Source organism: Cohnella pontilimi, from assembly GCF_005049045.1.
Taxonomy (GTDB): domain Bacteria; phylum Bacillota; class Bacilli; order Paenibacillales; family Paenibacillaceae; genus Cohnella; species Cohnella pontilimi.
Genome location: NZ_SUPK01000007.1, coordinates 180,116 through 194,328 on the forward strand (window position 1 = coordinate 180,116; position 14,213 = coordinate 194,328).

Below are 14,213 nucleotides of genomic sequence, written 5' to 3' on the forward strand. Positions count from 1 at the left end.
CAACGATAGCGTCACATGTTCTAGAAGTAAGTTAACCAATCCGAACCGGTCTACGCATTTTTGCGGGATGTTTTTTTGCCGTCGCAGCTGAAGACGACAGGCTTGTCGTCCACGATCGTCTCCAAATGAACCGGTTTGCCCCACAACTGCACGATGTATGGGAGCGTCCGCTCGACGTATTTTAAATCCAGCTCCACCCCTTCATAACGATGCATAACATAAAGTTCTCCCGTTCGCTGCCAATCTCCGTCCGTGACTTCGAGATAGGGGAAACCGCCGTTCACCCTGGAATAGATGAGCTGGTCGCGAATGCTTTCCCACGTTTTGTCGGTGATTTTCCACTCCGGCCCCTTTTTTTCAAATACATAGAGATCGAGTTCGTCCGTCAATTCCTTGGTTAAGTAGTTGCGGATAAAAGAAGGGTCGGAGTCCATTTCCCGCACGTCGAATATCCGCTCCCGGCCGAACCGCTTCTCGATATCCTCGAATATTTTCAGCCCCAAATAGTACGGGTTCAGCGAATGTCGAGAAGGCTGCACGACGGAGGAGTTGAGCTTCGCATACTCGATCGTCTCATCGCTGGTAAGCGGAAGCTCGCGCATAATACGTTGGTGCCAGATGGTGGCCCAGCCTTCGTTCATAATTTTCGTCTCGATCTGCGGCCAAAAATAGAGCATCTCCTCCCGAAGCATGCTCATGATGTCACGCTGCCAGTCTTCGAGAACAGGCGAAAATTGCTGCACGAACCAGACCAGGTCTTTCTCCGGCTGGGGAGGAAAGGAGACGCGGACCCCCCGGTCCTCCATCCCGGCTCCGCCACTCTCTGCGGATTCGTCCAGATCCCACAAATCGTTGTACGGGGAAGCGGTTCGAGAAGAAGCGCTTTGCTCCTTGTTCGCTTTGCGCCACCATTCCATGGCCCGGTTTTTGTCTTGTCCGTAAGGCTTATGGAGAACGGGATCCACATGCTCCTGAATGGCCATCACGGCATCCAGGAAGCGTTCCACTTGGTCCGTGCCATGCTCGATCTCATATTGCCGGATCCGTTCGGCCGTCGCGGACATGCTTTCCACCATGTTGCGGTTGGAGCGCGAGAAACGGATGTTGTTTTTGAAAAAATCGCAGTGCGCAAGCACGTGGGCGACGATCAGCTTGTTCTGCACCAGCGAGTTGCCGTCGAGAAGGAACGCATAGCAGGGATTGGAGTTGATCACCAGCTCGTAAATTTTGCTCAAGCCTAAGTCGTACTGCATTTTCATGCGATTAAACGTTTTTCCGAAGCTCCAGTGTGAAAATCGGGTTGGCATGCCGTAGGCGCCGAAAGTATAAATGATATCGGACGGACAAATTTCGTATCGCATCGGGTAAAATTCGAGACCGAACCCTTTGGCGATTTCGGTTATTTCTTCGATGGCGTATTCAAGAGCACGGTGTTCGTCGGAATGCTGCATAAGCGGTCAAGCCCCCTGTCCCAAGCAGAGTTTTCACCAATCTATGTATATGCGAGGACTCGGCTTTGTGAACCGGCGGCGGAATGGCGCTGCAATCGTCGGGATAACCTAGTTGTTCGAAGAAATATGCGCCGAGCAGGTGCCGCTTATTGCAGTGCCGGGTTCACACGTGATACAACAAGGGGTATGAGATTCCGGAAGAGAGGGCTTGTGAACATGACAATATCCCCTCGGGAAGAGGAAGAGAAGCGGTTGACCGAGGTGCTGGACGTGGTCGAGCGCCGTCTGGACAAGGAACTGGAAGTGCTGGGCGAACGCCGCGGCGACGTGGTGGACATTCGACGGGAATTTTGGGACGATGTGCGGATCAGCTTCGCAGACGCGACCGAAATGGGCGAAACGTGGACCAGCATCATGCAGCAGAAGGAGCTGCTGCTGGAGCGGGAACGTACCCACCGTCTCGCTTTCGAGTCCGTCGAACGGCTGGCCAAAATGCACGACAATCCGTATTTTGCGAGAATCGATTTTGCCGAAGAAGGCCGGGACACGGAAACGATCTATATCGGCCGGGCGTCGCTGGTGGGAGAAGACGGCGAGACGTTCTACGTCTACGATTGGCGCGCTCCGGTGTCCAGCCTGTTTTACGATCATGAGCCGGGCCCCGCCGCTTACGAGACGCCGGAGGGAGAAATTCGGGGCGAGCTGGAGCTGAAGCGGCAGTTCGTCATTCGCGCCGGGCGGCTGAAGCATGTGTTCGACACGGACGAAACGGTGGGCGACGATATTTTGCAGGCGGTGCTGTCCGAAAAGTCGGATACATCGATGAAGAGCATCGTGGCCACGATACAAAAGGAGCAAAACCGGATTATCCGGGACGAAAAACACCGGCTGCTGGTCGTTCAAGGCGCGGCGGGAAGCGGCAAAACATCAGCGGCGCTGCAACGGGTCGCTTATTTGCTGTACCGGTACCGGGATTCGCTCACGCCGGATCAGATCGTGCTCTTCTCGCCGAATCCGGTGTTCAAAGGGTACATATCCCGCGTGCTGCCGGAGCTCGGAGAAGCCAACATGCGGCAGATGACGTTCCGCGAGCTGATCGAGGCGCGGCTGGGCCGGCGGTTTCAGGTAGAGGACTTGTTCTCGCAGACCGAGGTATTGAGCGCTTCCGAAGGAACGCCGGAGGGCGAAGCTCGTGAGCGGTCGGTGCGCTATAAAGGCTCAGATCACTTTTTCCAGACGGTGGAGCGTTATTTCAAACGGCTGGAGTCCGGCGGAGTCCGGTTTCGTCCGCTGCGGTTCCGAGGCGACACAATAGCGTCCGCGGACGAGATGGCGGCGAAGTTCTATTCCGTTCCGGCATCGGAAGGTTTCGGCTACCGTGCGGGACAGCTGCGCAAATGGCTTATCGAACGACTGGCCAGCTGGGTGGATGCGCAAATGGACGAATCCTGGGTCGAAGAGGCCGCCGAGCTGGCGGACGAGGAGGAGATTCAGCGGGCATACGTGGAGATTCGCCGGCGCGGCGGATTCCACGAGGACGCGTTCGACGACGAAGACCGGATGACCCAGCTTCTCATGCGCCGGGCGGCGGAATCGGCGGTCGAGCCGCTGCGCAAGGCGGTGAAAGCGTACCGCTTCCTGGATCCAGTTGCCACTTATCTGGAGCTATTCCGGAGCCGGTCGCTGTTCGCGTCCTGCTCGCCGGACGGCAAGCTGCCGGAAGGCTGGGAGTGGATGGCGAGCCGGTTGGAGGAAACGCTGGACCGGAAAACGATCGATCATGAAGACGCGACGCCTCTAATGTACATCATGGAGGGACTGGAAGGATTCCGCAAAGTGGAAGGCGAGATCCGCCACTTATTCGTGGACGAAGCACAGGATTATTCTCCTTTCCAGGCCGCTTACTTAAGGCGGCGGTTTCCGCGCGCGCGGATGACGGTGCTGGGCGATTTCAATCAGGCCATCTACGCGCAATCGCAGGAGACAGGCGGATTCGGCGGGTGGATCCGGCTCATGCCGGAGGAGGACACCGCCGTGTGGCGGCTTACGACCAGCTATCGCTCCACAAAGCAGATCGTCGAATTCAGCAAAAAGATTTTGCGTCCCGAAGAAGCTGCCGACATTCGTCCTTTCGAGCGGGAAGGCGAAGAGCCGAAGCTGGTGCTTGTCCGCGACGGAGCAAAATTGGCGGACTTGGTGTCCGTGGAGATCCGCCGGCTGCTCGATGTCGGTTACGGGACGATCGGCGTCATCGCCAAATCGGCGAAAGAATGCGGCAATGCCGCCGCGCTGCTCAAGGAAAGGCTTCCGGACGAGGTGCCGATCACCTATGTGACGGGCAGCTCGGCTCTGCTGCCGCGCGGCGTCTCGGTGCTGCCTTCGTATTTGGCTAAAGGCATCGAGTTCGACGCCGTGGTCGTCTGGGACGCTTCCGCCGCCCGGTATGGAGAAGATCGAGATCGCAAGCTGATGTATACCGTATGTACGCGGGCATTGCATGTCCTTCTCGTATATAGTCTCGGCGAGCCGTCGAAATGGCTGCCGGATTCGCATTCGTTTGCCAATGTTCGATGACATCGAATCCTGACTGCCCCATATCCTTATAGTGATAGACAAAAATCACAGGGCAGAGGATGATGGTCGATGCTCGAGCGGAACGGCCGGGAGTTTCTTATCGTATACACAGGTCCTGACGGGTCGGGGCGCAAATCGGTGGCGGAAGCGGTCGGTCACACGTTCGGGATGGCCAAAGTCATATCCTACGTCACAAGACCCGCCCGCTCAGGCGAAGTGGACGACCAGGACTGTCACTTCATTTCCATGGAGGCTTACCTGCAGATGGAATTGGAAGGACAATTTTTGGAAAGCGTTGAAATTGACGGGGATCGTTACGGCATCCGGCGTGCGGATGTGGAGAACAGCTTGCGGCGGTACGGCGTCGTCTATTTGATTCTCAACCGTGAGGGAGCCGAGAGGATGAAAGAGCTGTACGGCGACAAAGCGATCCGGCTGTTCGTGTACGCCGACCGGAGGGTCGTGGAGGAGCGGCAGCGCAATCAAGCCACGGATGAAGCCGTCATCGCCCGCCGCCTGCGTCACTACGACCGCGAGATGGCCTATCGCTCGTCGTGTGAACATGCTTTCGAAAACTTCGATTTAGGCGACACGGTTTTTCAAATTACGAATACGCTGGAAACGTATCTGCAGCGCGGGCTGGTGGATAAGGACTAGCGCGTACGCCGAATGTTGACAGGTTGGTGCGCGCTGATTATAATTACCAGTATCTTAATGAAGGAGGCTGATGACATATGGTGAACTTCCATTCGATTGTCGAGTCGATCGTCGTCTGTTCGTTTGCAACATCTGCATCGGTCTCACGGGCTCGTATTTAATTCGACAGCCGCGGGTGACCGGTGGTCTCCCGCGGTTTTTTTGTGCCCAAAGCGCCGATGAGGCGCGCAGTGCGCAAGGAAAGCCGCAGCATTTCTGCGGCTTTTTTTGTTGTCCGCCTAACCTGAATACCAAATTAATCGACGAATAGGGGTTTTCGATTGAACGTTACCAACCAAGAAATGTTATTCGTTTATGGATGGAATGAACGCTGGCAGGCAGCATGGGAGGCTAACCGTCCCGTGAATACGACGGCTGCGCAGCCTGCCCGAGTGACCGCCCAATATTCCCACACATATAAAATTGTCTGTGAATCAGGCGAACGCTTGGCCAACGTAACCGGCAAGTTCGAGCATCTTGCGCTTACGAGAGGAGATTTTCCCGCGGTTGGCGACTGGGTGTCCGCCGAATTGCTGGATGACCGGCATGCGGTGATTCACTCTGTGCTGCCCCGCCAATCTGCCATGACACGGAAGGTGGCGGGCCAAACGAACGAAGAGCAGATCATCGCTTCCAATGTCGACGAGCTTTTTATCGTGAATGCCTTGAACCAGGATTTCAACCTTCGAAAAATCGAACGCTACCTGATCCTGGCTTGGGAGAGCGGAGCTCGTCCGGTCGTGGTGTTGACCAAAGCCGATCTCACCGAAGAAGCGGACCTTCGGGTAAGCGAGGTCGAAGCGATCGCGCCCGGCGTTCCCGTTCACGCAGTCAGCGCGCTTACGAATCAGGGCATGGAGAAGCTGCTTCCTTACCTGCTGCCCGGCCAAACGATCGCCGTCACGGGATCTTCCGGCACAGGCAAGTCTACGCTTCTGAATTGGCTCTCGGATGCAAATATTCAACGCGTGCAGGGCATACGTGAGGAAGACGCCCGGGGCAGGCACACGACAACGCACCGGGAATTGTTCGTACTTCCCGGAGGGGCGCTTCTCGTGGATACACCCGGAATGCGGGAACTGCAGCTGTGGGACGCGGACGAAGGATGGAAGGAAGCCTTCTCCGATATTGAGGAGATGGCCGCCGGGTGCCGTTTCCGCGATTGCCGCCATGAGAGAGAAGCCGGCTGCGCGGTAAAAGCCGCCATCCAGCAAGGCACGCTGGACCCGAAGCGTCTGGTCAACTACTTCAAAACCGAGCGAGAGCTAGCGCGGCTTGCCCGCAAAGAAAAAAGGACCGAACAACGGAAGTCCGTTTCGGCCGTCAAATCCTCTCCTCATCCGCGTAAATCCGCACGCGGAAAAGTGCGTCTAGCGGAGGAAGAAGAATAAATGGATGTCTTGACATGAGGGTGCGAAAGCCCGCGGTATATTGAACCGCGGGCTTGATCTTTTATTCCGATTCCGAAACGACTGTGAAACGGGTGTTCGGATGTTTCGGATTTTCGATTTCGTCCACGATCGCGATGGCATAATCGGCATAGCTGATATAGCTTTCTCCCTTGGAATTGACGATCAGTTTGTCTTTGCCTGCCTTGTATGCGCCGGTGCGCTTTCCTTCCGGGTCAAAAATGGCGGCTGGACTTACGAACGTCCACTTGATGCCTTCCGATTGCTCAAGATCAGCCAAATTACGGCCTTGACCCGATGCTGTCGGCTTAAAAATATCCGGGAATTCCGGTGTGTCGATCAGGCGAACTGTTTCGGCCTCGTCTACATACAAGCTTCCCGCTCCTCCCACAACGATAAGCCGGGTGTCAGGAGCTCCCTTCATGGCTTCGATCAGCTTTTTTCCGGCCTCAACGTGGGGATTCTCTTCGCCCAGCGGCGCTCCGAACGCGTTCACCACGACATCGAAAGCCGCCAAGTCTGCGGAATCCAGTTCGAAAATGTCCTTCTCCAGTACCTTTGCTTTCGGCTTGGCAACTTTGCTCCCATCGCGCACAATAGCCGTTACGTCGTGCCCTCTGGACAACGCTTCCGCCATAATTTTACTGCCGGCTTTGCCGCTTGCTCCGATGACTGCGATTTTCATCATCTTAGCCTCCTATGTATCATTTTGAGTCGAAAAGAGGTTTTGTTGTAACCGTTTAAGTTACATCCTGGTCGAAAAAAAGCGGTCACGCTTTGCTATGGATCCGTTTCGACAAAACCGTGACCAGCTCTTCCATCGATACTTCCGATAGGATTTTCTCCATCGCTTCCTGAGCGCGGACCAGCAACAGCTCCAGAACAACTTGGATGTTGGCACCCACGGGACATGCGGGGTTCGGCTCTTCGTGAATATGAAACAAATTGCCTTCTTCCACGACAGCCACCGCGCGATATACATCCAGCAGGTTGATCTCGTCTAGTCCCTTGACGAGGAAAGCTCCTCCGCTGCCGGCACGAACATTTACGAATCCCGCTTTCTTAAGTTGCCCCAAAATTCTCCGGATAATAACGGGATTCGTACCTACACTGTCAGCAATCCAGTCCGAAGTGCCATGCGCAGTCGGCGATATCGCTAACAGCGATAATATATGGACGGCTATGGAAAAGCGGCTGCTGATTTTCAAACCGGTCACCCTTTCGTTGTAATCATAGTAATTACAACAGGGTGGAAAGTCAAATTTATGGATTACAGAGTTTCAATCGCCAAGCGGCCGACTACGATAAATGCCGCAACTAACAGCATGATCACGTTCATGCCGATGGCTTGATTTTCTTTGCGACGAGCATGGAATACCGTTGCGAACAGCATGATCAAGGCAATCCCGATCGCTGCGACCGGAGTAAGGATCGGAACGATTCCGAATGCCGCCGGCAGCACCAATCCAAGTGCGCCCAGAATTTCAGCCCATCCAATGAATTTAACGAAACCGGTCGAGTAATCTTTCACCCACGGCATTGAAGCTTTTGCTTTTTCGTAAGTCAAAGCCTTCGTAGAACCAGCCATAAGGAACATAGCTGCCAACAATCCTTGAGCTACCCACAATGCAATGTTCATGATGAAGCCTCCCACAAATTGTTACTTACTTTATGTAATTTAGTTTATTTATATAACTATATTGTGTCAAGTTATTTTGGGTGATTTTGTAACATTGTTGTTTTTTTGCAGGGTGATTATAATAAAAGCATATAGGGGATGATCGATTTGGAACGTCCGGAAATGTGCGCCAGCTTTGAAAAAGCGATGGAATTATTGAGCAAACGGTGGGTAGCTCTCATCGTATATTCCCTGTTGCCCGGTCCTCAGCGTTTTACGGAAATCGAGAAAGCTGTGCCGAATTTAAGCAGGAAGGTTCTTTCGGATCGCCTTAAGGAGCTGGAGTTGGAAGGATTGGTCAGACGCGATGTCTATCCAGAGATGCCCGTGCGCATCGAATATTCCTTGACCGAAAAAGGCCTGGCCTTGTCTCCTCTTTTCGGAGATATCGCGAAATGGGCCAGTGAATGGATGAAGGAGCCGGAGCAGATATGATGTTTTTCCTCACAGCTCTGACGGTCCTTGCGATTGACCAAGCGACCAAAATTGCCGTCCGACTCCATATGAAGGTGGGCAATTCCGTTCCGGTGTGGGACGAGGTCCTTCAATTTACGCGTTATGAGAACAGCGGAATCGCAAGGGGCATGCTGCAGGGCTATGGCCGGCTTTCAGTGCCGATTGCCGTGTTCGTAACGGTCATGATCCTCTATTATCGGAAAAAAGGACTGCTGAACAGTTCCGCACAACAAATAGGCGCCGCACTATTAGTGGGCGGCGCGCTCGGAAATGCGATAGACCGTTTGTTATATAACCAAGTAACGGATTTTATCGCCTTCACATTCATGGACGGAATCCTGAATGTGGCGGACTATGCGATTCAATTCGGCATTCTCCTGATCATCGCGGGAATGCTGAGGGAAGAATGGCGTTCCAGGAAGCAGGCCCGGTCCAAGGAACACTAGGCCGGGCTTGATTCGCTTTTTACGGGATTTGCTCCTGGCTTTCCAGCATGAGTACTCGCTTTCCTAAATCCGGCTTAAAGGTGTATCGTACGGCGCCGTCGGTACCGGCTCCTCTTCCGCCTTCGATGATCAAACTTCCATTCTCCAGAACCGGCAGATTGACCGGTGAAGTCGTCCAGACCGTGGCGTGTTGATCCCGGGTTTTAAAAGGGAAGACAGAAGGTTTGCCGGATTGCTTATCGACGCCAAAGGCATATACCTCTAAGCCATGGCAATCGGTGTAGCGCGGAATCAGCAAGAACAGCTCCACATCGGGAAAATCAAACTTGCGCATCGCTACGGGTTCCTCGTTGTGTTGAATGAATTCGAGCCCGTTTAGGGAGTACACCGATTGCAAGGCGCCGTTTTTGTCCCGAAAGAAAAGCTCGTAATCGCCGGCAATGTTGACGTCCGTCTCCAATCCGAGGCAGCTTGGTGCGCCCAGCGGCTGGATTTTCTCCGAGGTTCCTGCAACCGGCCGAAGCTCGAACGTTCCGAAGGAGGATTCGCCGACGGCTCTCAAGACTTCCGTTCTGGCTTCAGCGGACGCCGGAGGCGGCTCATCCACTCCGGGGCCGATCTGCGTCGTGGCGATACCGTCCCAAGTCTTGTATTTAAAAATGGCGCGATTCACCATGTTATCTTCCCACACAATGATTAACTGCGACTCGATTTTTCCGCTTTCCATGCCCGCGACGTCGAAATCGAGCGACTCTTCCCCCCAGTTGACCTGATATCCGTTCTGGACATTGTAGTCATAACGCCAAATGTTTACTGACGCCCAAGTATTCAAATCATACGGATCTTCCTGATGAGAGGAAGGAAATGAACGGGCGGCAGCGTGAGCCTCGTACATCTGGCCAAACACACGCCTCACCTCATCCTGCGTCATGCCAACATGCAAGTTTTTCCGAACGAAGCTCTCCGTCATGCCTGCCGGATTCGCAACGCTGCCGGGTGATGCGGATGGGGAATGGAAGTGAGAACGGATGGAAGGCAGCAGGATGACGGCACAGATGAGAAGGACCGCCGTAACGCCGGCAGCAGCCCACAGACCTAAACGGCGATTTCGGGTTTGAGGGCTGATGCGATAAATCCGTTCCGTCACGCGCTGCCTCATTTCGGCATCAAATGCCGCTTCCACAAAAGGCCCCTTTTTCAATCTCCCATACCATTCCGGTTTACTGTCTTTCATGCTGCTCCACCTCCTCCAGATACTCCTTCATTTTGCTGCGCGCCCGATGAAGCCTGGATTTCACGGTACCGATCGAGACTTGAAGCAGCAAGGCGATCTCCGTGAGCGGCATATCGTACTTGGCGTCGAGAATCAGCACCTCCCGATATTTCGGCGGAAGCTTCAAGACCAGCTGCCAGATGCTGTCCGTGTACGTTCTGAGCATGTATTGCTCCTCCGCGGATGAGGTTCCCGAGAGACGTGTGATGTAGTCGATCAAGGTTACTTTGCGGAAGAACGCTGATTTCTTGTAGTTGTACACCCGATTTCTAGTAATGGAAAACAGCCATGTTTTCAAAGACGATTGTCCGCGGAACGAGGCGATATGCAGGAAAGCCTGCAGAAAGACATCTTGCGCGATGTCGTCGGCAACGTGCCGGTTTTTCGTCAGTAGGAACGCATAGTTCCAAACATCCTGCCCGTGTTCCGTCATCAAATCCTGCAGCGATGCCGCCGGAATGTCGGACACATGTTTCATGTATTCGTACGCCACCCTGTTCACCTCGATAGATTAGACAATACAGCGATGAAAAGGTTCCAAATTCTCAAAAAACAAATTCCGAATGCGTAAAGAGCATGCGCTCCCGGAGGTTCTTTTATCTTGTCTAAATCCCGTTCCCCGTTCATAGACATCATAGGGAGAGGAGCGGGGAATCTATGGAACACAAAATTAAACGATATTATCAATTGAAGGAAAAGCAAAGAGAGATCGATCAAGAGTTGAGCGAGCTCCGGCAAGAGATACTCTCTCAAATGGCGGAACAAGGGCCTTTCGAGTGGGAGACCGGCGGGTACCGGGTCAAAGTGATGGAGCATTACCGGAGGGAGTATGACGATCATAAACTGTACGGCGCGCTTCCCGACGCGGATGTATGGAGGCTGGTCTCGAGAGCCGACCCGGCCAAAATTGCCGGGATGGTCAAGCTGAAGGTGATCTCCGAAGATCTCTTGAAAGACACGTATACGTTGAAAAAAGTGCTGGCACTGCAGGTCGATCGAAAGTGACGCAAATTGCCGCTGCCAAAAGCAAAGGGACCGGAATATTCCGGTCCCTTGATGCTGTTCGGATTACGGTTTAGATTACACGGCGAGCGGTAATATAGTGGCTTTTCCAGTAAGACGAGCTGAGGTTGGAAACTTTGACATACTTGCCGGCGGCATGAAGCAGCTTATTGTTCCCCGCATAGACCGACACATGACCGATGCCGGATTTCCCGGGCCGGGAGAAGAAGACCAGATCGCCCTTCTTCAGCTGGCTCTTGGAAATTTTTTTGCCTTTTGCAGCTTGGGCATAAGAGGCGCGCGGCAGAGAAACGCCGTTCTTTTTAAAAATATATTGGGTGAAAGAGGAGCAGTCGAAAGCGTATGTAACGCCGGAAGGTGCACCGAAGCGGTATTTTACGCCCAAATATTTTTTGCCGGTACTGATTATTTTATCGGCTTTCGTAGCCGCATCTGCCTGGGGAGCGTGACCGAAGCCCATGGCCGTGAATCCGATCGCTGTGAAAAGACTGACGCCAATGACTTTCCGAAGTAACGGTTTAACTTGAAGCAACGTTCAAATCCCTCCATGTTTCAGTGGTGTAAGAAAGCTTATAACCCACTATAACAGATAAAAAACTGCCTCAAATTTCCATTGAGAGCAAAAAGCCCGGTCTATCAAGGTTTTCTCGTGTCTATTAGAATTCCATGAGAAAATCCTTAAACTAAACAGGCTCATATTCCACAACCGGGAGTTTGATCCTGAACAAGGAGCCTTGTCCCACAACACTTTCCACATCCAGTGACCCTCCGTGGTCCTGGATGATTTTTTTACAGATCGACAATCCCAGGCCGGTGCCGTTTTCCTTCGTCGTGTAAAAGGGATTGAAAATCTTCTGCAGGCCGCTTTCCGAGATGCCGCATCCCGTATCTTCCACTTCGATCCGGCACATGCCCGCATCGCGTTTCAGCCGCACGGACACCGTGCCCGGCTCTTTCATCGCTTCGAACGCGTTCCGTATCAAATTGAGCAGCACCTGAACCATTTTATCGCGGTCGGCCATAACGTAGATGTCTTCCTCGGCTATCTCATACTCCATGCCATGCCCTCGAAGGGCGGCATCCGATTCCGTCAAAAAAAGGACGCGATCGATGCACCTTTGCATCAGTCTCGGGGTCATATCGCTGATGTGCGGTTTGGCAAACTGCAAAAATTCGGCCGTGAGCTCGCTCATCCGGGAAATTTCGCTCATGATCAGCTCGTACCAGGGTCTCATGTCGTAATCGTTGCTTTTGGAAATTTGCATAAACCCCTTGATGGTGGTGAGAGGATTCCGGATTTCATGCGCCATGCCGGCCGCCAGCTCTCCGACGACTTTTAATTTTTCCTCTTGAAAACGCAGCTCCTCACGAAGCAGCCACATATTCCGTTTGTTCTGAAAGAGGCGGTCCTCCGCCAAAGTGATGAGCGAATAAACGGTCTCTCCTTCCTGGGGAAACCGGCATACGCTGTATGCGACTTGAAAGCCCAGACTGCCGCTGCTCATCAAGCTGTCGATTGCGGTCAAATCGTTGTCTCTTTGGGGAATCGCGATCGCAAACCGGTCTCCGGCGTAACGGGACATTACGCATGCGTCGGGGAACCGCTCTTTTAAACGGATGGACATATTCACGAGAATTTCATTTTCGCTCTGGAAATCTTGGTCGTTGTAGGACTTGAAATCTTGAAAATCCATGGTGATCAAGATGAAGCGGTCCCGCCGGTCCACCAGCTCCTGAATGTTGATCAAGTATCCTTCGTAATTCAGAAGTCCGGTCAACGCATCGTGCGTGGACAAATAACGGGTACGGTCGCGCAGCAGCTTTTTTTCATTTTCGGCGAGAAGAAAATAATGGAACAGGGCGATCACCAAAAGACCGGTCATCCAGTCATATACGGAAACCAACAGGTTGTAAGCGTTAATCGGCTGATAGGAGAGACGCAGGAGGGTATATTCCAACGTGTACAAAGTTGTAATGACGACGGAGGTGAGGATGCGGGAAGATTTCTGCAGGGCGATGACGATCAAAATAAAGTAGAGCAATTGAGCCCAGTTCAGGTGGGCGAAGTAGTGGAAGAGGCCGAGAAAAACAAATTGGGTGTACCGTAGAACGGGGAAACGGCTGTCGAAAACGATGGAAAAAACGAGCAGCACGCCCGAAATGACGAACGGCGTGACCATTGGCGTTTTATCCAAGATCAAGGAGGAAAAAATGACGAAAATGACGATGACGGGGACGATGTAATTTTTGATCAGCTTAATGATCAACGGGGACACTCCCTGATCGCGGATAATTACGATAATTCTCAGTATAAGAGAAATGGTTTGATTTTGTAAAATAATAGTAGAGATTCGGATTTGCTATGGAATGCGCGATGGGGGTGGTGTATGATTTTTACAAATCCATCCGGAGAATTGGGAGGGCTTCATCCGTGAGAGAATTAAAGCCCGAGGTACGCGCGTATCTGGAACGGATCGGGTTCGACCGCCCGCTTGACAGAAGCGCGAAGGCGCTGGCCGAACTGCAGGAGAGTCATCTCCATACGGTTCCTTACGAGAACCTCGACATTTTGCGCCGCATTCCTTTATCGCTGGAGATCCCGGATCTGCTCGACAAAATCGTAACGCGCAAGCGTGGCGGTTATTGCTTCGAGCTGAATGCGCTGTTCGGCTGGCTGCTGCAAGAATTAGGCTATGACGTGACCAGCCTGATGGCGCGCTTCTGGCGCGACGAGCCGACTCCACCACCCAAACGACGCCACCACGTTTTGAAGGTAAGGCTCGGAGAAGCGGATTACTTATGCGACGTGGGAGTAGGAGGGATCGTTCCGCGCCGGCCGATTCGAATGACAGAGTACTTGGAACAGCAGCAAGGCGACGAGTGTTACCGGCTGGAGAAGGATGAGGAGTTCGGCTGGATGCTTTGCGAGCTCAAGCACGGGGAATGGAGCCGCCTCTATTCGTTCACCGAGGAGCCGCAGCTGCCGAAGGATTTCATCATGGCGACCTATTGGTGCGAGAACTCCCCGGATTCGATCTTTACGAAGGAGAAGATGGCCGCGATCCGTACCCGCGAAGGGCGAAACACGATTGCCGGCGAGGAACTCCGCATCTTCAGGGGGGATTCGGTTCACACCTTCACTCCGAAATCGGAAGAGGAATATGAAGACGCGCTGCACACTTATTTCGGAATACAGTTGAAATAAAA

The 14,213-nt window shown here is 53.2% G+C and carries 15 protein-coding genes; 7 read left to right on the plus strand and 8 right to left on the minus strand.

Features of this window, described 5'->3' with window-relative positions; all coding sequences use genetic code 11:
• Window positions 1–50: 50 nt before the first annotated feature.
• Window positions 51–1,451: a SpoVR family protein gene (locus E5161_RS15240; RefSeq protein ID WP_136778688.1), complete on the minus strand. Its 1,401-nt coding sequence runs from the start codon at window positions 1,449–1,451 to the stop codon at window positions 51–53.
• Window positions 1,452–1,667: 216 nt separating this feature from the next.
• Here E5161_RS15240 and helD point away from each other — a divergent pair, with 216 nt between their 5' ends.
• From helD to rsgA, 3 genes are all read left to right on the plus strand, one after another.
• A complete protein-coding gene (helD, locus tag E5161_RS15245) occupies window positions 1,668–4,025 on the plus strand; it encodes an RNA polymerase recycling motor HelD (RefSeq protein WP_169306711.1) in 2,358 nt (785 codons plus the stop codon).
• A gap of 69 nt (window positions 4,026–4,094) precedes the next feature.
• Window positions 4,095–4,682, plus strand: coding sequence for a guanylate kinase (locus tag E5161_RS15250; RefSeq protein WP_136778690.1), 588 nt, complete (start codon window positions 4,095–4,097; stop codon window positions 4,680–4,682).
• Between the two features lie 341 nt (window positions 4,683–5,023).
• Complete coding sequence (gene rsgA, locus E5161_RS15255; RefSeq protein WP_136778801.1) at window positions 5,024–6,112, plus strand: ribosome small subunit-dependent GTPase A; 1,089 nt, start codon at window positions 5,024–5,026, stop codon at window positions 6,110–6,112.
• 61 nt (window positions 6,113–6,173) lie between these two features.
• Here rsgA and E5161_RS15260 read toward each other — a convergent pair whose 3' ends face one another.
• From E5161_RS15260 to E5161_RS15270, 3 genes are all read right to left on the minus strand, one after another.
• Entirely contained in the window at window positions 6,174–6,815 is a 642-nt protein-coding gene (locus E5161_RS15260) for an NAD(P)-dependent oxidoreductase (RefSeq protein WP_136778802.1), read from the minus strand.
• A gap of 85 nt (window positions 6,816–6,900) precedes the next feature.
• Window positions 6,901–7,338 carry an Rrf2 family transcriptional regulator gene (locus E5161_RS15265; RefSeq protein ID WP_136778691.1) on the minus strand — a complete coding sequence of 146 codons (438 nt, stop codon included), beginning with the start codon at window positions 7,336–7,338 and terminating at the stop codon, window positions 6,901–6,903.
• A gap of 62 nt (window positions 7,339–7,400) precedes the next feature.
• Window positions 7,401–7,769, minus strand: coding sequence for a DoxX family protein (locus E5161_RS15270; RefSeq protein ID WP_136778692.1), 369 nt, complete (start codon window positions 7,767–7,769; stop codon window positions 7,401–7,403).
• A gap of 147 nt (window positions 7,770–7,916) precedes the next feature.
• On the opposite strand from E5161_RS15270, the gene E5161_RS15275 reads away from it, so the two are divergent.
• Both E5161_RS15275 and lspA read left to right on the plus strand, forming a co-directional pair.
• Window positions 7,917–8,243: a winged helix-turn-helix transcriptional regulator gene (locus tag E5161_RS15275; RefSeq protein WP_136778693.1), complete on the plus strand. Its 327-nt coding sequence runs from the start codon at window positions 7,917–7,919 to the stop codon at window positions 8,241–8,243.
• Entirely contained in the window at window positions 8,240–8,710 is a 471-nt protein-coding gene (gene lspA, locus E5161_RS15280) for a signal peptidase II (protein WP_136778694.1), read from the plus strand. The genes E5161_RS15275 and lspA overlap by 4 nt, the downstream gene beginning before the upstream one ends.
• 19 nt (window positions 8,711–8,729) lie before the next feature.
• Here the strand turns inward: lspA and E5161_RS15285 are convergent, their stop codons facing one another.
• Together E5161_RS15285 and E5161_RS15290 are read right to left on the minus strand one after the other, a co-directional pair.
• Complete coding sequence (locus E5161_RS15285) at window positions 8,730–9,944, minus strand: hypothetical protein (RefSeq protein WP_136778695.1); 1,215 nt, start codon at window positions 9,942–9,944, stop codon at window positions 8,730–8,732.
• Window positions 9,931–10,461, minus strand: a complete 531-nt coding sequence (locus E5161_RS15290) for an RNA polymerase sigma factor (RefSeq protein WP_246042293.1) — start codon at window positions 10,459–10,461, stop codon at window positions 9,931–9,933. The genes E5161_RS15285 and E5161_RS15290 overlap by 14 nt, the downstream gene beginning before the upstream one ends.
• A 179-nt stretch (window positions 10,462–10,640) precedes the next feature.
• Between E5161_RS15290 and E5161_RS15295 the strand changes: the two genes are divergently transcribed.
• Entirely contained in the window at window positions 10,641–10,988 is a 348-nt protein-coding gene (locus tag E5161_RS15295; protein ID WP_136778697.1) for a hypothetical protein, read from the plus strand.
• Window positions 10,989–11,058: 70 nt separating this feature from the next.
• Here the strand turns inward: E5161_RS15295 and E5161_RS15300 are convergent, their stop codons facing one another.
• Both E5161_RS15300 and E5161_RS15305 read right to left on the minus strand, forming a co-directional pair.
• On the minus strand, window positions 11,059–11,538 hold the full coding sequence (locus E5161_RS15300) for a C40 family peptidase (RefSeq protein ID WP_136778698.1): 480 nt from the start codon (window positions 11,536–11,538) through the stop codon (window positions 11,059–11,061).
• Between the two features lie 151 nt (window positions 11,539–11,689).
• On the minus strand, window positions 11,690–13,273 hold the full coding sequence (locus E5161_RS15305; RefSeq protein ID WP_136778699.1) for an ATP-binding protein: 1,584 nt from the start codon (window positions 13,271–13,273) through the stop codon (window positions 11,690–11,692).
• Window positions 13,274–13,437: 164 nt separating this feature from the next.
• On the opposite strand from E5161_RS15305, the gene E5161_RS15310 reads away from it, so the two are divergent.
• Window positions 13,438–14,211, plus strand: coding sequence for an arylamine N-acetyltransferase family protein (locus E5161_RS15310; protein ID WP_246042295.1), 774 nt, complete (start codon window positions 13,438–13,440; stop codon window positions 14,209–14,211).
• Window positions 14,212–14,213: the final 2 nt, after the last annotated feature.